The following is a 23116-nucleotide window of genomic DNA, read 5'->3' as shown; positions in this document are numbered from 1 at the left end:
GGCGGTATCTACCGAATGATGGACGGATACGTCTGGGACGTAGCAACACCGGGATTAGTGACAGCGGCAGGGCGGGAGGCGATCCTGCCCTGCCACCGGATCGCATCATACGTTCTCGCGCTTCTTCGCACGCTGGCGCATCGTCGTGTCGAGGATCTTCTTGCGAAGACGCACGTTCACGGGCGTCACTTCCAGCAGCTCGTCGTCCTCGAGGAATTCGATGCACTGCTCGAGCGACATGTTACGCGGAGCTTCGAGCTTGGCCAGACCGTCCGACCCGCTCGATCGCATGTTGGTGAGGTGCTTCGTACGGCAGGCATTCACGGACAGATCGTCCTCGCGGGCATTCTCGCCCACGATCATGCCTTCGTATATCTGGATGCCGGGCTCGATGAAGAGCGTGCCGCGCTCCTGGACCATTTCGAGAGCATAGATGGTGGCCATGCCCGTTTCCATCGATACCAGGGCGCCACGCGAACGTCCGCTGATCGGCCCTTTGTACGGTTGCCACGAATCGAACGTATGGTGCAGGATGCCTTCACCGCGCGTCGACGTCAGGAACTCCGTGCGGAATCCGATGAGGCCACGGGCGGGGACGAGGAATTCCGTACGCACGTTGTCGAGACCGGGCGTCATGGCCGTCATTTCACCCTTGCGTCGGCCGAGGATTTCGATGACCGTGCCGACGTGCGCTTCGCGGACGTCGACGATGACGTGTTCGATCGGCTCGAGCAGCTTGCCGTCCGGATCGCGCTGGAAGAGAACTTCAGGACGGGAGACGGCGAATTCGAAACCTTCGCGGCGCATCGTCTCGATGAGGATGGCGAGCTGGAGTTCGCCACGTCCTGCGACGCGGAAGACGTCCGGTGAATCCGTATCCGATACGCGAAGCGATACGTTGTTGCGCAATTCCTTGAAGAGGCGGTCCCGCAGCTTCGGCGTCGTCACGAACTTGCCTTCGCGTCCTGCCAGCGGCGATGTGTTCACCATGAAGTACATGGCGATCGTCGGTTCTTCGATGTTCACGTAGGAGAGGGGCTCGGTGCGCGAGCTGTGGGCGATGGTCTCGCCGATGAAGACGTTCTCGAATCCGGAGAGGGCGATGATCTCACCCGCTTCGGCTTCCGTCGTCTCCGCGCGGGCGATGCCTTCGTAGACGTACATCTTGGTGATGCGGGTCGTTTCGCGTGTACCGTCGGGTTTGATGAGGGCTACGTTGTCACCGACCTTCACCTGGCCTTCCGCGATGCGGCCCACGGCGATACGGCCTACGAAGTCGCTCCAGTCCAGCGCGCTGATGACCATGCCGAAGGGAACGTCGACGTCGACCTTCGGGCAGGGAATGTGCTTGACGATGGCTTCGAACAGGGGCGTAAGGCTTTCGCCTTCTTCTTCGAGCGAACGCTTGGCGATACCCTGCTTGGCGATGGCGTAGATGACGGGGAAGTCGAGTTGCTCGTACGATGCGCCGAGGGCGATGAAGAGCTCCATGATCTCGTCGAGCACTTCCGCGGGGCGGGCATCGCTGCGGTCGATCTTGTTGATCACGACGATGGGGAAGAGTCCCATCTCCAGTGCCTTGCGGAGCACGAAGCGCGTCTGCGGCAGCGGCCCTTCGGCAGCGTCGACGAGAAGGAGAACGCCGTCGACCATCGAGAGGACGCGTTCCACTTCACCACCGAAGTCACTGTGGCCCGGCGTATCGAGGATGTTGAACTTGAAGTCGTTCCACCGCACCGCGGCGTTCTTCGCCATGATGGTGATCCCTTTTTCGCGCTCGAGATCGTTGGAATCCATCACGCGTTCAATGACCTGCTGATTCTCGCGGAAGGTACCGCTCTGACGCAGCATGTGATCGACAAGGGTGGTCTTACCGTGATCGACGTGTGCGATGATCGCAACGTTGCGCATCCCGGTACGGGGCTGGAGTGACATGACCGTAATATTCCAATGGGTTTATGAGAACCACAAATATACCGCTTTCGGGGTTACGCTAAACCTTGGCCTGCATTACGGTTAGTCAATATCCGGAGGCCGGATTCGGGGGTCAGTAGACGCCTTCCGGGACGGAATACCCCTGGACGAGGTTCAGGAGCACGGGATTGCACCGGCGAAGCCATTCGGCGTGATCCCGGGAGCTTGCCGTATCCTGCACGGCGAGATAGATCTGGGTGAGGGCCAGCCGCGAGCGCATGTCGCAGGGGTCGGTCCTCAGCGCCTGGAGGTAGAGCGTGGCGGCCGTATCCAGCGCGCCCCGGCTCTGGGTGATGTAGCCCAGGTACTGCCACGGGGTGGAGAAGTTGGGCGGACCCTGCACGGTCATGTCGCGGAACAGCCGCTCGGCGGCATGGGGTTCGGTCGGACTGTCGAGGACCATCAGCGCCTTGGGATAGGTCCCGAGAGCCACGATCTGATCATGAGTGAGGCCGAGCTTGTGCTGCGGGGATTTCCGGAGTACCTGTACCGGCTTCCGGCGGAGCATGACCTGGAGATTCTCCGATTCGGGTACGGAATAGTAGTAATAGTAGTAGTCGACGTACGATTCCCTGGCGAACAGGGCACGCTCTGCGAAGGCGCTGGGCTTGAGTCCGGTGGAGAAGAGAATGAAGTCCGGCTTGCGCGAAAGGACGTAGGATGCGTTGTACTTGCGCTCCTTCCAGTGGACCGTCTTGTCGTCGCTGATTTCGGGGATCGTCTCCGGCTGGGTGGCGATGGTCCGGTCGGTCAGACCGAGCATGTCGATGACGGTCTGGTTGGAATACCACTTGAGTGCGCCGATGGTCGTGGCCGCGATGCTCACAGGCCTGCCGTTGGCCTGGGCGAAGTTCTTCAGCCACTTGCCGGTCATCGTCATCTTGTGCACGAGCTTGCCCTCCATCGTCATGGTGGCTTCGATCCTGGACGTTTCGGCACGTGCGACCCAGACGCAGAGGATGACGAGGACGCCGGCCGTCACGTAGCTGCCCTGCTTCACGCGGAAGCGTTCCACGAGGTATCGCAGGACGGCGTAGAGCAGCGGACTCGACAGCATGGCCACCGGAAGGAGGAATCGCTGATGCCGCAGGACGTCGCCACCGAGAACGGTGACGGCTACCGCCCATAGCAGGACGAGCACGGCGAGCATGACGATGGCCCGGCCTCGCAGGAGGACGAGGGATGAGATGGCACCGGCAAGCAGGACGTATCCGCCGGCGCCGTTCAGGAAGAGCACGAGGTAGTCGAGTCCGGCTCCGATCTGTTCTGCGGGCGAAGTCGTCTTGGCGGCGAAGGTATTGGGGAGGAGAGCGCCGTACGTCGCGTATCGCCACGAGGTCAGTGCTAACAGCGTACCGGCCATGATGGCGATGTTCCTGAACGTGGTGCGTCCGGGACCGTCACGCCACAACGTATCCGCCGCGAGTACCGCTGCCACGAGCATCGCTTCGGGCCGCGTCAGCAGGGCGATGCCTACCCATACGGCCCATCGCCACGAATGTGGTTGTCGGATATAGGCATCGATGGCCACGCCGATGACGAGCAGGAACAGCGACGTTTCCATCGCACTTACGGACCAGTACTGGAAGGCGGAGGTACAGCCGAGCACGGCGGCCGGCAGGGCCTTCCACACGGATGTATCGTCGGGTGTGACGGCGTCCGTGATGCGATAGACGAAGACCATGGTACCGGCCCCGCAGAGCAGGCCGAGAACCTGCAGGATCGGCATCGGATCACGCGACAGAAGATGAGCTGCGGCAGCGATCAGTGTCCATAGCAGCGACGTGATCCCTTCGACGGCTTCGCCGGGATTGAAGACCAGGCCGTGGCCGTCGACGAGGTTGCGGGCATAGGAGAGCGTGATGTAGCTGTCGTCCTGCACGAAGCGCATGTTCCACGCCGAGAAGGCGAACCATGCGATGGCGGCGGCGAGCAGAAGGAGGGCCGGGCGTTTCGTCATGCGAAGCGGTACTCAGAAGAAGTTGGACTCGTCACGCCATCGCACGATCTTCCATACGTCCGTGGCGACGGGACGCTCGAGCCGGAGATTGACGCGTCCCTGGGCCCGTATGATGTCCGTCGGCGAGAACGTGATGGTAAGGTTGAATCCGCGCGAGATGTTCTGCGCGAGGCTATCGCCGTCGGCCACGATGACTTCGTTCCAGACGAGGTCCAGTTGCTGTGCGGCATTGAACAGGCCGGCCGTCGCGATCATGTCCTCGTCGCGCCCCCACGTCACGTCGACGCCGGCGTCGTAGTTGCGGTAGATGAAGGAGAAGGTGCGATCGAGCAGGCGTCCGTACGTCAGGGTATCCTTGAAGACGTAGGCGATGCGGAAGTTCTGGAAGACACCGTCGATCGTACGCTGGTCGCCGAGCACGGGCTTGTCCGCGGCGAGGTTCGCCTTCGCGGGAGCGAAGGGATTGGTACATGCCGCCACGCAGCACACGATCGCCGTGATCGCGAGTGCTGTGGTGGCGGCACGCATCGTTACGTCACTTTCCGAAGATCATCGCCGCCACGCCGAAGAACATCAGCAGGCCGCAGAGGAAGAGCGTGACGCCTGCCCATGCGAAGAAGCTGGCGCGTGCTCCGCCGTAGGCGCTGCTCGCTCCGGCACCCATCGTAACGCCGAGTGCGGCGGCGATGCAGGCGAAGGCCGCCCAGTGCCAGTGCCATGCCTGGTGCAGGCCTACGAGGGCCGCTGCGGAGAGAAGGCCCAACGTGATGCCGAGAAGGCGGGTGGCCATGTTTTCCTGAACGTCTTCCTGAACAGGACCGCTGGAATGAACGTGTTCCATGATGCAGATCGAATGCGTGATGATGATGGTTCATGACTCCGAAGAGCCATGACGAATATACGAGTCAGACGGCTAGGACGGGCAAGTGGCTAGCAGCTTCCGTCGACTACCTCCGGGGGCGCGGCTTTATCGTTCCGTTGTTCCGAGTAGAGGAACCGGGCCTGCACGAGGGATCACAGGTATTCCTGTTCGTCATCTGTATGCAAGAGTGACATTGGGTGTTTGATTTCAGTAGGGATGGCTACGCCTTCCTACACTATTGGTACAGAATACCCGAAGGGGGGGGGGATAGTTGACCGTGGTGGATAGTGTTAGTTTCTACATTGATTCTTCTAGAGGGAATATGATCTACGTTATCGTCAGAGTTTCATTAGATAAGGACGAGAAGTCCCTGGTTAGGAACACGATTCTTGCACCCATATTTAATAAACACAATTTTGCCAATACAAAGACAGGGACATGGGAGGTAGAATGTAGGACTTCTGCCGCGGCATTGGAGGCAGTGGCTGAATTGATGGGAGAACTGCAAGGAGCCTGTGCTGAGCGTGATAGCCTACTGGATCATATTTGGATAATGCTTGACAAGTGGGGCGATAAAGACGAGTAGCTTAAGAAACGGCCTAGTATCGGTCGTTCGATACCATAGCCCGGTGCGCAACGTAGATACATGTGTTCTCGACGTACGTTACACCTGCGGTCTCGCACTTCTCCCGCCCATGCTCGCTCGTGATGCCGAGTTGCAGCCAGACGCAGCCAATGTCCGCACGGTCGGCATGACGCCGCAACGCTTCGTCGACGATGGCGTCGGTGACGTCGCTCGGACGGAAGACGTCGAGGATGTCGATGGGACCCGGCACGTCATCCAGCGTCGCGTAGCACGGAATTCCTTCGATATCGCCCGAGAACGGCGTGATACCGTAGACGACGTAGCCCTTGTCCCGGAGGTAGAGCGGAATGTCGTGGGCGGGCTTGCCCTTGACTCTCGACAGGCCATAGACGCAGATGGTGCGTGCGTTGCGGAGGATCGTCGCTGTGTCCATCATTGTTCCCGATCAGTTGGAGAGTTGTGCCTTGATGAGGCTCCACGTCGATTCCACGGTATCCGACGTGCGTTTGGCATCGCGCCACGACGAAATGCTCCACTGTCCCGTGGTCTCGGGTGTGATCGTCAGCACCATCGTTCCGTTCAGGGTAGTGGGCAGAGACGAAAGACCGTGATTCACGCGCAGCGTGTAGTCTGCGACGTAGACCGTGGAGTCGGGAGACGAGAAGGCGACGGATGCATTGGTGAAGTCGAGCGACGGTCTGTCGTCCTGCGTCAGCCGTGCGAGCATCGACAGGAAGGCCTGGCGCTCGCTCTGCAGGGACCAGCGCGCGAACAGCGTGGCGAAGCGTGCCCGTACTTCGGCCGATGGCTCGAACGAATAGGGATAGCGGCTGCGGCTCATGGGATCGGCCAGGCAGAGCATGAAGTTTTCGGTGTTCTTCTCGATGACGGCATTGCGGAAGTTGTCGAGCACGATGTCCGGACTCGTCGGCGGCGTGAAGGACGACCTGGACCCCGTGGGATCTTCGGGTGCGCGCGTATGACACGACACAGCCATCAGCGCCACGGCCATGAAGGTCAGGATCTGCGTGCGACGATGATGCATCGTTCCGACTCCCGTTCGTCGAAGGGGTGACCTGCATAGTTGCCTGCCGTCGTTTCCACGTTCAGCCCTGCCTGCGTGCACATGGCGAGGAGCTCGTCGTGCGTATAGAGCCATACGCGTTCTTCGAACTCGTAGTCGCCGTTGCACGGATTCGTGATGAGGATCGATTTCTTCACGAAGGGCTCTTCGATCCTGCGTTGCTGGACGATGGTGGCGCCGTCGATCATCGACACGGATTCCGGTACCAGCGTCGCACGGACGCGTGCGCTGTTGAGGAAGTCGAGGACGAAGGTTCCGCCCGGCACGAGATGATCGTGGACGGCCCGCAGTACACTCATGTGTTCTTCATGCGTATCGAAGTAGCCGAAGCTCGTGAAGAAGTTCACGATGGCCCGATACGGCGCTCCGGGAAACGGACCACGCATGTCGCCGGTCACGTAGGACACATTGGGATGGGAATGGAGTTCCCTGGCCTTTTCGATCAGATGATGCGAATAGTCGAGTCCGGTGACGACGTAGCCATGCTCCGCGAGGGCATAGGAATGGCGTCCATAGCCGCATGCCAGGTCGAGGACGCGGGCGCCGCGCGGAATGTGTGCCAGATCCGCAACGAGGGCAACGGCCTGCTGTGCTTCGGCTTCGGTGCGATGGGTATAGAGTCGCATGTACCAGGGGGACTCGAACCAGTTCGCATACCATGTCGGCTTCGTCGTCTGCATCATACGGGTGTCCTGCCTTCCAGTGCTCGTGCCAGCGTCGCGTCGTCGGCGAATTCGAGATCGGCACCTACGGGCACGCCCCGTGCGATGCGCGTCACGCGTACTTCCAGCGGCGATGCCATCTTGGCGATGTACTGCGTGGTGACCTCGCCCTCGACGTTCGGATTCAATGCGAGGATGAGTTCATGGACCGTTCCGTTCAGGCGCCCCATCAATTCCTTCAGGCGGATATCGGCCGGGCCGACGCCGTCCAGGGGATTCAACGCACCATGCAGGACGTGATACAGGCCCCGAAAGTCTCCCGTCCGCTCCACGGCCATGACGTCCGACGGTTGTTCGACGACGCAGATGACGGATCTGTCGCGCTTCTCGGAGGTGCAGATCGAACAGATCTCGCGGTCGGTGAACGTGCAGCAGGAACTGCATTCGCGAACGGAATCGCGCATGTGGACGACGGCGCGGGCGAAGGAAGCGACGAATTCGGGAGGTTGGCGTAGTATGTGGAAGGCTAGCCGCCGGGCCGTCTTCCGTCCGATGGTCGGAAGCGTGGAGAACAGCTCGACGACCAGTTCGATGGAATCGCTTGGAGTCATAGTCTGCGAAGATACGGGACGAATGTCTGGCACATACCGGCGGCGGCATATATTTGGGCAATGCAACAACCGGACGGTGTTGTTCGTTAACACGCTCCGAACATGACCACCAGTTCATCACGCGCGAGGATACCATGGGAATTTTCAGCCGAATCTCGGACATCTTCAAATCGAACGTCAACGATGCCCTCGACAACGCCGAGGATCCGGAAAAGATGCTCAAGCAGATGGTGCTTGAGATGGAAGAGTCGGTGAACAAGGCCACGCTTGCGGTGGCCAATGCCATCGCGAACGAGAAGGGCCTCGAGCGCAAGATGCAGAAGGAACGTGGCCTGGCTGCCGACTGGCAGCAGAAGGCCATGCAGGCACTGCAGGCCGGTCGTGAGGATCTGGCCAAGGCCGCACTGGAGAAGAAGGCCGTGGCCGACAAGAACGCCAACGATCTCGCGCCGATCTACGAACAGGCGAAGTCCACCAGCGTCAAGATGCGCGAGCAGCTCGATGCCCTCAAGCACAAGCTGGACGAAGCCCGGTCGCGCCAGAGCACGCTCATCGCGCGTTCGCAGGCGGCCAAGGCCCAGAAGCAGATCGCACAATCCTTCAGCGGCGTGGGCAGCGATGCCTTCTCGAAGTTCGACAAGTACGAAGGCAAGATCGAGAAGATCGAATCCGAAGCCGTGGCCTTCGAACAGCTCGCCGGCGAGAACACGAGCCTCGATCAGGAGTTCAAGAAGCTCTCCACGTCGTCGCAGGTCGATGCCGATCTTCTGGCGCTCAAGAAGGAGATGGGCATGCTGGACGAAGGAGAGAAGCAGTGACGGCAGACCACCGTCCAGTGTCGACGCCGAGGTAACGCTCCTATCATATCTTCTTCGATCACCACGATGTCAACCATGTCAACACCAGAATCCCTCATCGTATCCACACAGGATACGCTCAAGCGTGTACTTGCCGACAAATTTCCCAGTGCCATCGACTTCGGCGATGGGTCCTACGCCATTCCCTACGGCTCGTCCAGTGTGATGATCGTCGTCCGCCCCTTCACGGAAACGGATACGATGGTCGAATTCATGGCCCAGGTGGTCACGGATGCCACGATCACGGACGAGTTGATGCGCTGGTTGCTGCGCAAGAACGTCGAGCTGCACTTCGGCGGCTTCGGTCTGCTGTTCGACGATACGGTCGTCTTCTCCTACGCCATTCCTGGCGCCAATCTCAGCACCAACGAAATCGAGGCGGCCATCACGAGCGTGTCGATCATCGCCGACCACTATGACGACGAGATCGTGAAGATGGCCGGTGGAAAGCGGGTCATCGACGCGACGATCGACTAGGACATCCGTCTACGGCGTTCGCGCCGTGATACGGATGCTCCTGTTGAGGAAGCGTCCCTGCGGTGTGGTATCGGGGAATTTCTCCGTCGTCGTCGACGTCGTGATCGTGAATCGCGCGCGTGTCACGGAGCGGATGAATTGCTCCGTCACACGGGCCCGCTGTTCGGAGAGTTCGCGGTTGCGTTGATCCGATCCGAGGATGTCCGTACTTCCCGAAATGGTGATGGTGGAACCTTCGGGGAGGCGTTCCGTGAGCTGGCGGAGCAGACCCTTCACATCTTCGCTGAGCTCACTGCTGTTGTAGTCGAAACGCAGGATGGCTTCGAAACCGTCCGTGGCGAGGGCGATGGAGCGGCGTCCGTACGACGAGATATCGACCGTCGTATGGATGTCCTGGCTCAGTCCGCCGACGGCTACGTGCATGTCGAGTCGTGCGGAGCCCTGCGAGGCTCCTACGGGAAGAACGACGGGAATACGGGCCGTCGATGCCGACGTCGTCGTGTCCTTGCCATCGATCCTGATGGTATACGGTCCGTTCACACCACCCATCGATACCTGGGCGAGGCCCCGCAGTTCGGCGAACTGTTCCGCGTTGACGTATTCCTGCAATGGTGCGTTCTGGACGATGATGTCGACGCGGCGGTTCTCGGCGCGGCCTTCGACGTAGTCCTGGTTGGATGCTACGCGGGGCAGGACGAGTGCCTTCGTCGCGATACGGCTTCCGTCCACACCCAGGGCGACGAGGGCATCCCGTACCGTGCGTGCCCGGCGCTCGGCAAGGGCGGTTCCTTCCGGTTCGCAGACCGCTCCGCATGTCGCACCTTCCACGACGATCCTTCCCTGCGGGTTGCGGGCCATGACGGCGGCGATGCGGGGCAGGACCCATGCGTGGACGTCCACCGGATCGGTGGCAGGAATGCTGCCGTCGTTCGATCTTCTGTACGAGGTCGGAATATCGGCCGACGTGCTGTCGAAGAAGATGGCATTGACAATGGGCTGTGATGCCGTGAGCCTGTTACCCGTCACGACCTCGCCGCTGAAGCCCGTGATCGATGCCGCCAGCATCGCTTCCTTCTCCGGTGCGATCGTCACGGCAGGCGGAGGAGCCTGCGGTACGGGCATGGCAGGCTTTGCCGGTTCCTCGGCCTTCGGCCTGATGCCGAAGCGGATACCCAGTTCGGCACGGATGCCCATCATGTTCCACGGCGCGTCGTTCACGACCTTCGTCAGGAAATAGTCGAAGGACACCGTCGGTACGATGCTGATGGTCGGCGATACGGAGATGAAGGACTCGATGCCTGCCGAGGCGGCCAGCATGACGTTCGTCCTGGTCGTCAGCGGCCCACTTGCAAGATTGCGCTGTTGCGTACGTGCACCGTTGACGATGAAATAGGCGTCGGACGGTGATACGACCGATTCCGTCTGGGTGAAGTTCGACGTGACGGGGAGGCCGATGCGCGGACCGATGACGAGGCCGAGCGTCCGGCGTTCCCATGTTCCCGCCAGGGCGAAGCGGACGTCGGGCTGGATTTCGATGAAGTTCAGATTGGCCTTCACGTCGTGTGACGTCGTCATCGTCACGTCCCGGTTGTTCACCGTGTCCCGCAGGGGATAGGTATTCGTGTTGCTCAGGACGGCGCCGCGGTCGGCGAAGCCGATACCGAGGGCGAGGCCCCATGCCGGACCGACGGGCAATTCAATGATGGCCTGTCCCGTGGGCTTCCATGCCGAGCCATTACCGAGGGGACCGCAGTCGACGATGTCGCCGGACCGGGAGAAATCCGCGCTGTGGAACGATCCCAGCAGGCCGCCCTGGAGGCGGATGGCGAGTGCTTCACGCTGTTGTGCGGAAGCGGCGGTAGTGGCACCGGCGACGGCGCAGACAAGGAGCAGGCGGTTCAGCTTCATTGGCCGCAAAAATAGGAAGCCAGCGTCACGGATATGTTAAAAGTGGACCCTCAGGCACAATGCCCCGCCGACGGGCGTCGGCACCAGGCCCATGGAGAGCTTGTCGTCCACGTTGAAATCGTAGAGATGGGCGCCCACATACGAGTCCACCGCGGCGACGAGGTAGGTCAGCAGGAAGAAGGCTCCCGCAAGGTCCCTGTTGTCGCGGTAGATCTCCCGCTGGCGTTTCAGACGGTCCTTCGTGAGGAAGTCGAGGTTGGCGCGTACGGCGGCATCGTAGTTGTCCGAGGCTGTGAGGTAGTTGCTGTTGTTCGAGAAGAACAGCCATGCCGTGGCCGCTGCGGCACCGGTGAAGAGGGGAATCTTCCAGTACTGTTCGTTGTAGTACTGTCCCAGGCCAGGAAGGGCGACGGACATCAGGATGGCCGTGGTCGGATTCTTGGTCAACGGCGGCGGCGAAGCCGCCAGACGCGTGGTGTCCTGGGCCATGCCGTATCGTGCGGACACTGCGAGGACGAGGAGGATCAGAAGCGCTCTGCACCACGATCCCGTCAGGGCATGCATGCGATGACCTCGATCTCGACATGGGCGTCCTTCGGCAGGCGGCTCACCTCCACTGCGCTGCGGGCCGGTTTGTGATCTCCGAAATGAGTGGCGTAGACGGCGTTCATTTCCGCGAAGTCGTTGAGATCCTTCAGGAAGACCGTGGCTTTGACGACGTTCCTCAGCGTCAGGCCCTTGCCTGCGAGCACGGTCCTGATGTTGTGCATCACCTGTTCCGTCTGGTCCGCCACCGAGCCGCCCACCATCGTACCGTCCGCACGGAGTGCGATCTGGCCTGCCAGGAAGATCATGGTGCCGGAGCACAGGACGCCGTGCGAATATGGTCCTACCGGCGGCGGGCCGCCATCGACGTTGAACGGTTCGATCATTGTATGCCTCGTGGATGAACATGAACAGAGGATGAGCAGCACCGCGGCAGCGATCAGGCTTCGCATGGATGCTCCCATCACTCGGTGGAATCGCGCGTGATGACGTAGACCTCTTCGCCCTGCCGTACGTAGCCGAACCGTTCGCGGGCGAGACGTTCGATCTCCGTCGTGTCGGTCTCGAGTCTGCGGACGATGCTCCGGAGCGAGTCGGACGTCATGCGCAGTGCCTGGATGTCGCCCTTCAGCGCTTCGATATCTCCTTCGAGGGCGAACCTGGTCACGACGCCATACGGCGAGAACAGGACGAAGAGGATCACCGTGCCCGTCAGGATGCCGATGATGATCAGACGCTTGCGCGTCATCGAACGTTTCTGGGTGGCGACGCCTGATTTTGCCATGGACAAAGATATGGGCTCGACGACGTTGTGTCGATACCGGTGGAATGATTATATAGCGCTCGGTTGATACTCCGAAGCCGATATTCCGGCATTCGCCCAAGGGGCCGTCGTGATCATCATCGTGTTCCTGTTGTTCGCCGTGGCTGCGTCCGCACAGCCCACATGGCAGTTGCTCACCTATGAATGGCGTGCGGCCGATCTTCATACGGCCTGCATACCGTCGGCTACCGACGTTCTGTTCGCCGGGGAACACGGCACCGTCGTACGCTACGACGTCATCCTCCAACGATCCGTGAAGGTACGCGGTTCCCGCTGGGATCCGGACCTGCACGGTATGGTCATTGCCAGGGGCGGTATCATCGTAGGCGTAGGCGACGACGGTACGGTCGTACGCAGCACCGATGGCGGGACGACGTGGAGCACCAGCGTTCTCGAGAAGAAGACGAACTTCCTCTGTGCCGCCGTCATGCCCGAAACGGGACAGATCATGGCCGCGGGCACGGGTGGTGTTCTGTACCGGTCCGTGGACGGTGTGGAATGGGGACGTTCCACGATGCCGTCGACGAGACCGAGAGCGATAGGGGCGGCCGGAGGCCATACCCTACTCCTGCTGGACGAACTGGGAATGGTCTACCGCTCGGACGATGAAGGAACGACCTGGCAACCACCCGTGACCCTGAAACAGGGAACGACCTACTGCTCGATGTCCGTGCGTGGACGCAGCGTCGTCGTCGGCGGCATCGGTGCCATGGCCACGAGCGACGATGGTGGCCTGACCTTCCGGCAGGATTCGACCTTCTATTACCTTTCGGTGACCGGTATCGGTCATATGAACGACTCCGTCGTCGTGGCTACGGCCTGGAGGAAGGACGTCTGGTATCCCGTGCACCTGCTCAGCAGGGATGGGGGAACGACGTGGCGGAAGTCGAAGTCCTTCGATCTTCTCGCCGGCCCTGTCGTCGTCAGCCCCGACTATCCTCGTGCGGTGATCTGCGGCGATGACGGTGTCTATCGCGTGGCCAGGTCCCTGACCGTCGACGACATGACCTTCGATATGAGCGGCTTCGGCCGTGGGCCGTCGACCAACGGCCTTCCGAGCGCCGGATTCAGCAGGATCGTCGCACGGAATCGCGAACGTCTCCTCTGCGTACGTGGCTATACCGATCTCGTCCGCTCACAGGATTCCGGAATCACCTTCCAGTCGTTGCTGTCCACCGGCGACAACCGCATCCTCGATGTGGTGGAGGCCGGTACGCGAACGATCATCTGTGCCGGCGACAGCAGCTGGACGGTGAAGGAAGGGAATCGTACGTACGGCAAGTCGGCAGCACGGCTGTGGACGTCGCAGGATGATGGCCGGACATGGGCGGTGCACCGTTGGTCGTCGTCGCGCGCAGCGTCGATGACGGTGTCCGAACGCGGCGTCGTCCACGTCGCCGCTTACGGTTTCCGGATGAGAAGCGATGACGGTGGTGCGACCTTCGATTCCCTTGCCGGTCCCATCGGTTCCATGAGCATCGCGACGTCCAGTCCCGGTCTGCTCGTCCTGGCCGGTACGTCGTTCGCGACCAGTACCGATGACGGAACGACGTGGGATACGACGGCCTTGCCGCAGGGCATGTGGTTCGCGAATGGATGCCGGATCCTGGCCCATGACGATATCCGTATCGTGGGAACGCACACGGAACCCGGACGCTACGTGACGGCGATGTGGAAGACGTCCGACAAGGGAAAGACATGGAGCGAGGAGTGGAGGGTCCCGTCGAGCTGGACGTACTTCACCGCCAACGGCCTCGATGCTTCCGACGACCGGCACATCGCCATCTATGGTTCGGGTCCTGCAGTGGCCTATACGGCCGATGGAGGAACGACGTGGTCGTGGCTTTCCTACGAACTGCAATCGTACTATCCGGTCGCTACGGCCGAATGGGCCGACGGTGATCATCTGCTCGTGCCATCGGGACGGGATATCTACGAAGTCGACTGCTCGCCATCGGCATCGTCGGCACCGCCATCGCAGATCGACGATGCATCGGGAGCTGTACTGTCGTGCATTCCGAATCCGGCGGGCGACCAAACGACGATCACCGCTCCGGCAGGTATCCGCTGGATCGCCATCACGGACATGCAGGGGATGGACGTACAGGACAGGGCACGTATCGGTATGGACGGTGGTGTCGTCCGCCTGCTTACCACCGATCTTCCGAACGGTGTCTATGCCATCGCCTGCGGCGACGAACATGGGGACGTCCACTCCGTCAGACTCGTCGTCCTTCACTGACGCATCATGCCACCGGAATACCGATGAGCGTCCTCAGTTGCTCTATCGGAACCCTGGCCATGTCGTCGAGATAGACTTCGATGCAGGGGAGAGGCAGGGCATGCGCTCCGCTGCGGGGAAGCCACTCGTCGAACATCCGGCCGAAGGCCGGCCCCAATCCTTCGTAACTGCCGACGTGAATCGTATGGGCGTATCGCTGTGCGGGCAGGGTCCTGATGACGATCCGGTCGGTTCCCGTCGTACCCTGTGGTACGGTCACGCACGCGTCATAGCGTAGCTGCTCCGCCGGAAGAATGGCGGGATCGTCGTAGGACAGGCCGATGACTACGGTGTCGTCGTTGACGAGGTCGTTGGCGACGATCCATTTCCAGAGTTCGTCGAATATCCTGCCCACGTTCGTATAGGGGCCGATATGCCGTATCGTGGCCACATGATATGGTCCGAGTTCGGATGTTTCAACGGTCATGACGATGTTCCTCCGATCGATTGGGATGGGTTACGAGCTCGACCTTGATCCTGTCGGGGTCCTCGAAATATATGGCGTGATAGTCTTCCGTGTTACGATGCGTATCCGCATAGAGTATCGCGATGCCCTTGTCCCGCAACTCTCCGGCGAGGGTATCCACGAACTCACGGGACTCGCAATGGAAGGCAAGGTGGTTGAGGCCGGAACGTTTCCTGTGATAGGGGATGTCGAGATATCGTGCTTCGGTCTGCACGAGGACGATATAGGTATCGTGGAGCTTGAAGCTGATGCCCTTGTTCCACTTCTGATAGACTGTATACGAGAACTTCTCCGTCAGCAGCCACGACCAGAATGCCGTGGACGCCGGGAGATCGGAGACGTAGAGCTCGATATGATGGACGAGGCCGTGCATGTCAGTCCGGGTGAAGATCGATGGAAAAATGATGTCGACCATGTATGTAGTCGTAGCGGATGGTCCAGCCGTGTACCTCGCATATCTCGCGTGCGATGGCCAGGCCGAGGCCCGTCGATCCGTGATGCATCGTCCCTTTCCTGAACCGGTCGAACAGTTCGTGTTCGGGAAGGTCGAGAGGAGCACCGCTGTTACTCATCGTCAACGCCGATCCGGTGATGGCGATGGCGACATCTCCGCCATCGTTCGTGTACTTCCATGCGTTCGAGAGCATGTTGGTCATGAGGACGTCGAACAGGTATCGGTTACCCTTGACGGTCAAGGGAGAGGATTCCATCGTCACCGGGATGTCGCGCACGGCGAACAGGTCCTGCATGCGCTGGAGATGATCATGGGTGATGTCGGCGATGTCGAGGGCGTCCGTGAATTCGAAAGCCCTGTTGTCGAGTCTGGCGAGGAGGAGCAGATTCCTGTTGATACGGGACAGGCGGCTCACGTCGGCGCGGGCCTGGGATATGATCTCCGCCATCTCTTCCGACACCGGATACTGGCTCAGTCTGTCGATCTTCGATCGGATGATGGCAAGTGGCGTCTGAAGCTCGTGCGATGCATTCTCGGTGAACTCGCGCAAGGCCATATATTCCCTTCGGCCACGTTGCGTCAGTTGGTCCAGTGAGCGCTTCAACTCACGGAATTCGTCGATATCCGAATCCATCAGATCCATGGGCTCGGACGACGTGACCGAGTATTCCTTCAACGCCTTCAGATTATGGAAGAAGGGCCGCCATATCCTCCGTGACGAAACGAAGTTGATCGCGGTGCCCGCCATCGTGAGGGACAGGACTGCGGCCAGGAATACGGTGAAGATGATGAGGTAGTATTGATCCCAGCCGATGTGGGCCGTAACGACCGTCAGTCTGTACTTCCTTCCTGTGATGGTGCGGATGGTCGACAGATAGCGATAGTCTTCCTTCTTCTTCTGGACCCTGTCGTAGAGCAGGGTATCACCGGTGATCGTCGCCGGCGGGACGTCGGTGCTCAGCTCCGTTATCGTCGCCATCGGCAGGGATGGCACATCGCCGGTACGCACCTGTTCCGCAAGGAGTTCGGCCTGCAGTTCCAGTTGTTCGTCCATCTCGTCCTGCACGATTTCCTGCAGGATGAAGAAGAGCGCTATGCCTGCCATGCACAGGATCACGGCGGTGGCTCCGAGGTAGAGCGATGTGGTTTTACGAAGCAGCTTCATGGAGTGGACCAGCGATATCCCATCCCGTAGACGGTCTTGATGTAGTCCCTGCCCGTCGCGCTATGGATCTTCTTCCGGAGGTTGTTCGTGTGAACATAGACGACGCTATGGTTGTCCGCCATGTCGTAGTGATCGCCCCACAGGTGTTCGGCGATGGATTGCTGACTGAGCACGCGATTGCGGTTCACGACGAAGTAGAGCAGGAGCTCGTATTCGGTCTTCGTCAGGATGACCGGTTCGGGGCCGACGGATACGGTTTTCGACGCGGTGTCGATGACGACGTCGTCGACCGTGATGAGCGTGCTGCCGTTGTAGTTCGTTCGTCGTATCAGTGCGCTGATGCGGGCATTGAGCTCTTCGAGATGGAAGGGCTTGGTGATATAGTCGTCGGCACCGAGATGCAGACCTTTCAGCTTGTCGTCCAGCGAATCCTTCGCCGACACGATCAGGACACCGGTCACGGGGTGCAGGTCCTTGACGAGTTCGAGCAGGCGCAGGCCGTTGCCGTCAGGCAGCGTGATATCGAGAAGGATGGCATCGTATCGATACAACGAAAGTTTCTCTTCCGCCTGTGCATGGTTCTCCGCGCGCTCGCACAGATAGCCCTGTTCGGACATGAACGTTTCCATGTCCTCCAGCAGGCGCAGTTCGTCTTCCACGATGAGCAGTTTCATGATTCCTGTGCCGAAGCGATATATGGTCGTCCAAAACGCAGGTACAAGGCCGGCAGGAAGAACAGATTGAGGACGGTCGACGTGGTCAGGCCACCGAGGATTGCGATGGCCATCGGATACTCGATTTCCTGGCCGGGCCTGTCACCGGTCGCCACGATGGGAAGCAGGGCGAGACTTGCCGTCAAGGCCGTCATGAGAATGGGAACGAGCCGTTCCAGTGCACCGCGGACGACGAGGCGGAGTCCGAATCCTTCGCCTTCGACATCTTCGAGATGACGATAGTGACTTATCAGCATGATGGCGTTACGGACAGCGACTCCGAGCACGGTGACGAATCCTACCAGCGAGCCGAGCGAGAGGATGCCTCCCGTCATCGTCGTGCTCATCACGCAGCCGGCAAGTGCGAAGGGGAGACTCAGCAGCACGAGCAGGGACAGGCGATAGGACGCGAAGTCGGCGTAGAGGATGAGAAAGATACCCAGGATGGAGAGGAGAGCAAGCGCATAGAGTCTCTGCTGCGATTCCTGCCGTTCGGCATACTCGCCGAGTATCTCGGGATGGTATCCTGCATCGAAGGGGATCGTGCGGAGCTTGTCTTCGATGGAACGCGCCACGCTTCCGAGGTCGCGACCCCTGGTATTGCAGGTGACGTCGATACGGCGCGACGAGAGCTCACGCGTGATCTCGTTCGGCGTCGGAGCGATATGGATATCGGCGACGTCCTTCAGCGGAACACGGCCACCACGAGGAAGATCGACCTGAATGTCGCGGATCCGTTCGATGTCGGTACGGAGCTCGCGTCGCCCCCACACCACGACGTCGAAGATCTTCTGGTCGTCGTAGACTTCTCCGGCCTTGACACCATTCACGATCGTGGCGATGGTGCGTCGGACGTCGGTCGCCGTCACACCGAAACATGCCGCACGTTCAGCATCGAACCGTACGGCGAGTTGCGGTACCAGCGTCTGAGGCTGTACTTTCAGATCGGAGACGCCGTCGATGGACACCAGTGCAGCACCCACTTCCTTGGCCTTGCGTTCCAGTGTTCCAAGGTCCGGACCATAGATGCGCACGACGATACTGGCGCTCGTGCCGGTCAGGACCTCCTTCACGCGCTCGCGCAGATAGGTGAGCACGTCACGGTGCAGACCGGGATAACCGTCGACGACGCTCTGGATGCGGGCTACGGTACTGTCGTAGTCGACGGTCGGATCGACGCTGATCCAGTTCTCCGTGAAGTTCGATCCTACCACCTCGTCGGCGACCTCCGCACGGCCGATATGGGCACCGAAGTTGCGCACACCGGGGATCGCGCGCAGTTCCTTGCTCACACGTTGCGTGATGCGCGTCGACTCGTCGAGTGACGTACCGGGCTTCGTGACCCAGTGCATGAGGAAGTCGTATTCCCTGAAGTGCGGCAGGAACTCTTCGCCGAGGAAGGGAACGATGGCCATCGTGACGACGACGATTCCTGCGAGCACGACGGGAATGCCGCGCCGTCGTTCGAGAATACGATGGAGTGCGGCTTCGTAGCGACCCTTCATCCACAGCACGACCTTCGGTTCGACGCGATGCGACTTGTCGGTGCCGTGTCCATATGCCTTCGGCAGAAGGAGCAGGGACAGGGCTGGTGTGAGTGTCAGGGCAACGAAGAGCGATGCCATGATGGCCAGGACGTAGGACAGGGCCAACGGCTGGAAGAAGGCACCCGACAGACCGGGAAGGAAGAAGACCGGTATCAGGACGAGGGCGACGATCATGCTGCCGAAGACGACAGCACTGCGCACTTCCATCGAGGCCTCCAGTACGACGCGGAAGGCCGGCAGGGGATCGGGTCGAAGCGCGTTCTCGCGCAATCGCCGCACGATGTTCTCCACGTCGATGATGGCATCGTCCACCACTTCACCGAGCGCGATGATCAGTCCGGCGAGTACCATCGTATCGATGGTGCCGCCGCGATAGTGCAGGACGAGTGCCGCCACGACGAGCGATAGCGGAATGGCCGTCACGCTGATGAGAGCGACGCGCCAGTCGTGGAGGAAGAAGAAGAGTACGATGACGACGAGGGTACAACCGATGAGCAGGGCCTTGTTGAGATTGTGCAGCGACATCTCGATGTAGGTGGCCGGACGGAAGATCGTGGAATCGAAGGTCATACCCTTCATTGCAGGAGTCATTTCACGCAGGACGGCTTCGACCTGCCTCGTCACGTCGAGCGTGTTCGCGCCGGGCTGCTTCTCCACGATGAGCAGAAGCCCGGGGCCATCGTTGACGATGGCATTGCCGATGGGGAGAGGATATCCTTCCATGACGTCGGCCAGATCGCCGAGGCGCACGGACGCTCCGTTCGCGGTGGGGAGGGCGATAGCCGACAGATCACGGGCATCGTAGACGTGCGGTACGTTGGAGACGGCGATCCGTTGATTGGGCATGTCCACGAAACCTCCACCGAACTGACGTGTGGCGTCCTGAACGGCGGTAGTGACCTGGGCGAGCGTGAGGTTGTTCGCATAGAGTCGCTCGGGATCGACACATACCTGAAGTTGCCTGTCGCGCTGTCCCCAGATCGCCACATTGGCCACGCCGGCAATCGACATGAGCCGTGGCCGCAGTGTCCAGCGGACCTGCGTCGTCATTTCCATCTGCGTCAGTGTATGCGAACTCACGCCGATCTTCAGCACCCTGCTTGTCGATGACAATGGACTGAGCATGACGGGAGGCCGTGCTACCGCAGGCAGTTGTGGAGTCACCCTGCTGAGGCGTTCCTGAACCAGTTGTCGTGCCTGGATGATGTCCGTACCGTGTTCGAAGTGCTGGACGATGGATGTCAGGCCCGGTACGGACTTCGATCGAAGATGCGTGGCATGAGGGACGCCGTTCAGAACATTCTCGATGGGAACAGCGAGCAGGGCCTCGACCTCGGCGGTGGACAGACCGGGCGCCTCGACCTGGATCTCCACGTAAGGTGGCGCGAACTCCGGAAAGACGTCGAACGAGGCGTTCTTCAGTACCTGGATACCGACGATCATCAGCAGGGCCATGAGGGCGACGACGATGATCCGCAGTCGCATGGAGAGCGAGATGAAATGGCGCACTTACTTGCCTCCTCCGAACTCCGTGCCGAACAACTCCGCCGCACCGGTCGTGACGACCCGTGTACCTTCGGTCAGACCTCTCCGCAGGACGACCATTCCGTCTTCGACGTGATCCACTTCCACTCTTCGCCTCACGAACGTGCGATCACCCGTGCGTTCGTATATCCATGTGCCGCCGGACGGATCGTAGAGCACGGCGGAGAACGCTATCACGAGGGACGATTGCCGTCCCTGCCGGGGAATCGATGCGCCGATACGTTGTCCCGGACGGAAGCGTCCGTTCCTGTTGTCGATCTCGTAATACAGATCGACGGATGTGGCTACGAGGTCGGCCGTCATCGGTCCGTTCACCGGGCGTGCGGCGATGGAAGGATGTTCGGGAGAATCGCCGGACAGGGACTGGATGTATGCATTCGCCATACGATCGATCCGGTCCGCATCACCGGCGTAGACGGGAACGCGTACCCAGAGCGTCGATGTCGACGTCAGCTCGAGGATGGGAGCTGCAGTCGCCACTACCTGCGAAGAGCCGATGAAGACTCGCTGTATCATCCCTTCGATCGGCGCTTCGACGTCGAGGGTGGACAGACGATCCGCGAGGTCGCCGTTCGGATGACCGCGTAGCAACTCGAGTCGTGCCTGTGCGACGCGCAGCGACGCCGTGATGTCCGCAAGCTCGGCATCGGCCTCCTGTTTGGCCCTTACACTTCCTGCACGTTCCTTGAGGAGCTGTTCGGCCCGATGCACTTTCTCGACGACGACATCGTACTGCACCTGTTTCTGTGCGACATCCTCGCGGGCGCTGAGCAGATCGCGTTCGGATGGCAGGATGAGCAGCCGGAACAGGCGCTGGCCTCTGCGTACACTGCGTCCTGACGTGAGTGGGTCACCCGGCTTCGCATCGAGCACCGTACCGGCCATTGGTGCGGTGAGCGTCACGGTACGGCCCGGCATGGCGATGACCTCTCCAGCGACGAGCCGACTGTCGCCGACGGATCTGCGCTCCACTGCTGCGGTCGTGATGCCGAGTCGTTCGATGGCCTTGTCCGTGAGGGTGACCGTATTCAGGTCGGCCTCCTTCATGATCCTGTCCACCGAGGCTGGCGGTTCGTGCGGTTGATCGTGATCCGGTCCGCATGCGAAGAGCAGGGAAGTGGATGCCGTGCAGAGAGCGATATGACGGAGTCGACGCATGTCATTGACCTGGGATATTCTTGCCGATACTGTAATTCAGTTGACTTACCGTTCGTTGCAGCTCCGCCTCGATCTCCGCCTTCCTGAGCTTGCCGTTCGCGAGCTGGCGCATGGCTTCCAGTACGGGGAGGTAGGAGATATCGCCGCGTCTGTACGATTCCCGTACGAGCCGTACGGCCTGTTCGAGCGAAGGAAGCATGTCGGTATTCCAGATGGCACAGGAGTTCCACACCTGTGCGTATCTGTTGTACGAATCCGTTACGTCGAGTGCGATGCGCTGTCGTAAGGCGACGTATTGCAGCATGGCCTGATCCAGCTCCGCTTCCGCCCGCATGATCTTGCCCTGGTTCCGGTTCAGGATCGGCAGTTCGATCTGTATGCCGGGATTCACGGCATTGGGAAGCCATGCATTACCTGATGTGCCGTTGACGTGTTGATAGTTGAGCACTGCGGTGAGCGAGGCGACTTTCGACTTCTCCCATCCGATCCGTTCTCCCGCGGCTTCTATGGCGGCCTTCGCTGCAACCATTTCCGGCTGATAGGACCAGGCGAGTTCGAGATAGCGCTCCTTCGGAAGCAGGACGAGGGAATCATGTACCTTCTTCACCGTGAGCCGGAGCGTCGTATCGGTCGTCTGCATTCCGAGGAGTGTCGTGAGTCTGTTGCCGAGCAGAAGTGTATCGAGAACGGCACGTTGCAGGTCGTCGGCCGCAGTCGCGGAGTCCGTCCGTGAGACGGTGGCTTCCAGATCGCTGATGTCTCCGTGCCGCAGCCGTGAACCGGCGATCTCGGAAAGCTGGGTTCGCAAGGCAAGGTTTTCCGTGAGCAGATGCGCACGTTCGCGCGCCAGTTGGAGATCGATATAGGCGACCTGTACATCGCGGATCAGTGTGTAGCTGCGACGTATGAGCAGGGACGCCATGCGTTCCGCATCCCGTTGTGCGGCTTCGATACGGGCAGGTCGCTGCCACAGGACGTCGATGGCCACGTTGAGATACCCCTGGGCCACGATTCCCGCGTTCGGCGAGAGGTAGCGCAGGACGGGATTCGGAATCGTTCCGGCATCGACGACATCCGCCTCGGCGATGGGCATGGAAGCCAGATCGGCCTGGAACTGTGCGTTGTTGCGAAGGGCGATGGCGACCGCATCGTCGATCGTGATTCCGCTATCCAGCGTGATACCTGGCGGGAGGTCGAAGCGCCCGGCTTCCTTGCGCTCACCGATACCGGCACCGGAATACGCCTTCACTGCGTCGTCGATCGTCCTGCGATTCACCCTGCTTTCGGTAGCGCAGCCGACCAGGGTCGTGATGACCGACAGCGCCCATATCGACATCCTTGGCTTCATGGATTCCGTTCGTCCTGATGTGGGATGTGCAAAGCAACGGGACGATTCTAAAGAAATTCGAAAGGGAGCTCCGATCCCGATTCCGCAGG

General features: G+C 60.5%; 24 protein-coding genes. 5 read left to right on the top strand and 19 right to left on the bottom strand.

What is annotated here, in order from left to right:
* Window positions 1–105 precede the first annotated feature (105 nt).
* The 4 genes from BGO89_05830 to BGO89_05815 form a co-directional block, all read right to left on the bottom strand.
* Window positions 106–1935, bottom strand: coding sequence for a GTP-binding protein TypA (locus BGO89_05830; protein OJX59733.1), 1830 nt, complete (start codon window positions 1933–1935; stop codon window positions 106–108).
* Window positions 1936–2047: 112 nt separating this feature from the next.
* Entirely contained in the window at window positions 2048–3934 is a 1887-nt protein-coding gene (locus tag BGO89_05825; protein OJX59732.1) for a hypothetical protein, read from the bottom strand.
* Between the two features lie 12 nt (window positions 3935–3946).
* The gene (locus BGO89_05820) at window positions 3947–4462 is read right to left on the bottom strand and encodes a hypothetical protein (GenBank protein ID OJX59731.1); all 516 of its coding nucleotides are present in this window, start codon (window positions 4460–4462) and stop codon (window positions 3947–3949) included.
* 7 nt (window positions 4463–4469) lie between these two features.
* Window positions 4470–4775 carry a hypothetical protein gene (locus BGO89_05815; GenBank protein ID OJX59730.1) on the bottom strand — a complete coding sequence of 102 codons (306 nt, stop codon included), beginning with the start codon at window positions 4773–4775 and terminating at the stop codon, window positions 4470–4472.
* A 32-nt stretch (window positions 4776–4807) separates the two neighbouring features.
* Between BGO89_05815 and BGO89_05810 the strand changes: the two genes are divergently transcribed.
* A complete protein-coding gene (locus tag BGO89_05810) occupies window positions 4808–4987 on the top strand; it encodes a hypothetical protein (GenBank protein ID OJX59729.1) in 180 nt (59 codons plus the stop codon).
* 131 nt (window positions 4988–5118) lie between these two features.
* On the top strand, window positions 5119–5382 hold the full coding sequence (locus BGO89_05805; GenBank protein ID OJX59728.1) for a hypothetical protein: 264 nt from the start codon (window positions 5119–5121) through the stop codon (window positions 5380–5382).
* 13 nt (window positions 5383–5395) lie between these two features.
* On the opposite strand, the gene BGO89_05800 is transcribed toward BGO89_05805, so the two are convergent.
* Genes BGO89_05800 through BGO89_05785 form a run of 4 tightly spaced genes read right to left on the bottom strand, consistent with a single transcriptional unit; the run spans window position 5396 to window position 7739 of the window.
* Complete coding sequence (locus tag BGO89_05800; GenBank protein OJX59747.1) at window positions 5396–5815, bottom strand: hypothetical protein; 420 nt, start codon at window positions 5813–5815, stop codon at window positions 5396–5398.
* Window positions 5816–5827: 12 nt separating this feature from the next.
* Entirely contained in the window at window positions 5828–6427 is a 600-nt protein-coding gene (locus tag BGO89_05795) for a hypothetical protein (protein ID OJX59727.1), read from the bottom strand.
* Complete coding sequence (locus BGO89_05790) at window positions 6400–7146, bottom strand: hypothetical protein (protein OJX59746.1); 747 nt, start codon at window positions 7144–7146, stop codon at window positions 6400–6402. The genes BGO89_05795 and BGO89_05790 overlap by 28 nt, the downstream gene beginning before the upstream one ends.
* The gene (locus BGO89_05785) at window positions 7146–7739 is read right to left on the bottom strand and encodes a recombination protein RecR (GenBank protein OJX59726.1); all 594 of its coding nucleotides are present in this window, start codon (window positions 7737–7739) and stop codon (window positions 7146–7148) included. Before BGO89_05785 ends, BGO89_05790 begins: the two co-directional genes overlap by 1 nt.
* 134 nt (window positions 7740–7873) lie before the next feature.
* Here BGO89_05785 and BGO89_05780 point away from each other — a divergent pair, with 134 nt between their 5' ends.
* Together BGO89_05780 and BGO89_05775 are read left to right on the top strand one after the other, a co-directional pair.
* On the top strand, window positions 7874–8557 hold the full coding sequence (locus BGO89_05780; protein ID OJX59725.1) for a phage shock protein A: 684 nt from the start codon (window positions 7874–7876) through the stop codon (window positions 8555–8557).
* A gap of 75 nt (window positions 8558–8632) precedes the next feature.
* The gene (locus BGO89_05775; protein OJX59724.1) at window positions 8633–9073 is read left to right on the top strand and encodes a hypothetical protein; all 441 of its coding nucleotides are present in this window, start codon (window positions 8633–8635) and stop codon (window positions 9071–9073) included.
* Between the two features lie 9 nt (window positions 9074–9082).
* Here the strand turns inward: BGO89_05775 and BGO89_05770 are convergent, their stop codons facing one another.
* From BGO89_05770 to BGO89_05755, 4 genes are all read right to left on the bottom strand, one after another.
* Window positions 9083–10981: a hypothetical protein gene (locus tag BGO89_05770; protein OJX59723.1), complete on the bottom strand. Its 1899-nt coding sequence runs from the start codon at window positions 10979–10981 to the stop codon at window positions 9083–9085.
* A gap of 36 nt (window positions 10982–11017) precedes the next feature.
* Window positions 11018–11545, bottom strand: a complete 528-nt coding sequence (locus BGO89_05765; GenBank protein ID OJX59722.1) for a hypothetical protein — start codon at window positions 11543–11545, stop codon at window positions 11018–11020.
* On the bottom strand, window positions 11533–11913 hold the full coding sequence (locus BGO89_05760) for a hypothetical protein (GenBank protein OJX59745.1): 381 nt from the start codon (window positions 11911–11913) through the stop codon (window positions 11533–11535). Before BGO89_05760 ends, BGO89_05765 begins: the two co-directional genes overlap by 13 nt.
* Window positions 11914–11990: 77 nt before the next feature.
* Window positions 11991–12311: a hypothetical protein gene (locus tag BGO89_05755; GenBank protein ID OJX59721.1), complete on the bottom strand. Its 321-nt coding sequence runs from the start codon at window positions 12309–12311 to the stop codon at window positions 11991–11993.
* 109 nt (window positions 12312–12420) lie between these two features.
* Here BGO89_05755 and BGO89_05750 point away from each other — a divergent pair, with 109 nt between their 5' ends.
* Window positions 12421–14592 carry a hypothetical protein gene (locus BGO89_05750; GenBank protein OJX59720.1) on the top strand — a complete coding sequence of 724 codons (2172 nt, stop codon included), beginning with the start codon at window positions 12421–12423 and terminating at the stop codon, window positions 14590–14592.
* A gap of 4 nt (window positions 14593–14596) precedes the next feature.
* On the opposite strand, the gene BGO89_05745 is transcribed toward BGO89_05750, so the two are convergent.
* Genes BGO89_05745 through BGO89_05715 form a run of 7 tightly spaced genes read right to left on the bottom strand, consistent with a single transcriptional unit; the run spans window position 14597 to window position 23015 of the window.
* Window positions 14597–15058, bottom strand: a complete 462-nt coding sequence (locus BGO89_05745; protein ID OJX59719.1) for a hypothetical protein — start codon at window positions 15056–15058, stop codon at window positions 14597–14599.
* The gene (locus BGO89_05740) at window positions 15048–15470 is read right to left on the bottom strand and encodes a hypothetical protein (protein ID OJX59718.1); all 423 of its coding nucleotides are present in this window, start codon (window positions 15468–15470) and stop codon (window positions 15048–15050) included. The genes BGO89_05745 and BGO89_05740 overlap by 11 nt, the downstream gene beginning before the upstream one ends.
* A gap of 1 nt (window position 15471) precedes the next feature.
* A complete protein-coding gene (locus BGO89_05735) occupies window positions 15472–16716 on the bottom strand; it encodes a hypothetical protein (protein ID OJX59717.1) in 1245 nt (414 codons plus the stop codon).
* Window positions 16713–17390 (bottom strand): DNA-binding response regulator, encoded by a 678-nt coding sequence (locus tag BGO89_05730; protein OJX59716.1) that lies wholly within the window; start codon window positions 17388–17390, stop codon window positions 16713–16715. The genes BGO89_05735 and BGO89_05730 overlap by 4 nt, the downstream gene beginning before the upstream one ends.
* A complete protein-coding gene (locus BGO89_05725) occupies window positions 17387–20461 on the bottom strand; it encodes an acriflavin resistance protein (protein OJX59715.1) in 3075 nt (1024 codons plus the stop codon). The genes BGO89_05730 and BGO89_05725 overlap by 4 nt, the downstream gene beginning before the upstream one ends.
* A 24-nt stretch (window positions 20462–20485) precedes the next feature.
* Window positions 20486–21679 (bottom strand): hypothetical protein, encoded by a 1194-nt coding sequence (locus BGO89_05720; protein ID OJX59714.1) that lies wholly within the window; start codon window positions 21677–21679, stop codon window positions 20486–20488.
* A 1-nt stretch (window position 21680) separates the two neighbouring features.
* Window positions 21681–23015, bottom strand: coding sequence for a hypothetical protein (locus BGO89_05715; GenBank protein ID OJX59713.1), 1335 nt, complete (start codon window positions 23013–23015; stop codon window positions 21681–21683).
* Window positions 23016–23116: the final 101 nt, after the last annotated feature.

It is taken from the genome of Candidatus Kapaibacterium thiocyanatum (genome assembly GCA_001899175.1).
Taxonomy (GTDB): Bacteria; Bacteroidota; Ignavibacteria; order Kapaibacteriales; family Kapaibacteriaceae; genus Kapaibacterium; species Kapaibacterium thiocyanatum.
This window is presented reverse-complemented; position numbering and strand designations above follow the sequence as displayed.

Bases quoted from the DNA above. Each gene is read 5' to 3' on its own strand.
- BGO89_05815 (OJX59730.1), bottom strand. From the start codon at position 4,775: ATGGAACACGTTCATTCCAGCGGTCCTGTTCAGGAAGACGTTCAGGAA.
- BGO89_05800 (OJX59747.1), bottom strand. From the start codon at position 5,815: ATGGACACAGCGACGATCCTCCGCAACGCACGCACCATCTGCGTCTAT.
- BGO89_05820 (OJX59731.1), bottom strand. From the start codon at position 4,462: ATGCGTGCCGCCACCACAGCACTCGCGATCACGGCGATCGTGTGCTGC.
- BGO89_05775 (OJX59724.1), top strand. From the start codon at position 8,633: ATGTCAACACCAGAATCCCTCATCGTATCCACACAGGATACGCTCAAG.
- BGO89_05760 (OJX59745.1), bottom strand. From the start codon at position 11,913: ATGATCGAACCGTTCAACGTCGATGGCGGCCCGCCGCCGGTAGGACCA.
- BGO89_05790 (OJX59746.1), bottom strand. From the start codon at position 7,146: ATGCAGACGACGAAGCCGACATGGTATGCGAACTGGTTCGAGTCCCCC.
- BGO89_05730 (OJX59716.1), bottom strand. From the start codon at position 17,390: ATGAAACTGCTCATCGTGGAAGACGAACTGCGCCTGCTGGAGGACATG.
- BGO89_05765 (OJX59722.1), bottom strand. From the start codon at position 11,545: ATGCATGCCCTGACGGGATCGTGGTGCAGAGCGCTTCTGATCCTCCTC.
- BGO89_05720 (OJX59714.1), bottom strand. From the start codon at position 21,679: ATGCGTCGACTCCGTCATATCGCTCTCTGCACGGCATCCACTTCCCTG.
- BGO89_05785 (OJX59726.1), bottom strand. From the start codon at position 7,739: ATGACTCCAAGCGATTCCATCGAACTGGTCGTCGAGCTGTTCTCCACG.
- BGO89_05755 (OJX59721.1), bottom strand. From the start codon at position 12,311: ATGGCAAAATCAGGCGTCGCCACCCAGAAACGTTCGATGACGCGCAAG.
- BGO89_05735 (OJX59717.1), bottom strand. From the start codon at position 16,716: ATGAAGCTGCTTCGTAAAACCACATCGCTCTACCTCGGAGCCACCGCC.
- BGO89_05805 (OJX59728.1), top strand. From the start codon at position 5,119: ATGATCTACGTTATCGTCAGAGTTTCATTAGATAAGGACGAGAAGTCC.
- BGO89_05745 (OJX59719.1), bottom strand. From the start codon at position 15,058: ATGACCGTTGAAACATCCGAACTCGGACCATATCATGTGGCCACGATA.
- BGO89_05810 (OJX59729.1), top strand. From the start codon at position 4,808: ATGACTCCGAAGAGCCATGACGAATATACGAGTCAGACGGCTAGGACG.
- BGO89_05780 (OJX59725.1), top strand. From the start codon at position 7,874: ATGGGAATTTTCAGCCGAATCTCGGACATCTTCAAATCGAACGTCAAC.
- BGO89_05795 (OJX59727.1), bottom strand. From the start codon at position 6,427: ATGCATCATCGTCGCACGCAGATCCTGACCTTCATGGCCGTGGCGCTG.
- BGO89_05740 (OJX59718.1), bottom strand. From the start codon at position 15,470: ATGCACGGCCTCGTCCATCATATCGAGCTCTACGTCTCCGATCTCCCG.
- BGO89_05770 (OJX59723.1), bottom strand. From the start codon at position 10,981: ATGAAGCTGAACCGCCTGCTCCTTGTCTGCGCCGTCGCCGGTGCCACT.
- BGO89_05825 (OJX59732.1), bottom strand. From the start codon at position 3,934: ATGACGAAACGCCCGGCCCTCCTTCTGCTCGCCGCCGCCATCGCATGG.
- BGO89_05725 (OJX59715.1), bottom strand. From the start codon at position 20,461: ATGCGACTGCGGATCATCGTCGTCGCCCTCATGGCCCTGCTGATGATC.
- BGO89_05715 (OJX59713.1), bottom strand. From the start codon at position 23,015: ATGTCGATATGGGCGCTGTCGGTCATCACGACCCTGGTCGGCTGCGCT.
- BGO89_05830 (OJX59733.1), bottom strand. From the start codon at position 1,935: ATGTCACTCCAGCCCCGTACCGGGATGCGCAACGTTGCGATCATCGCA.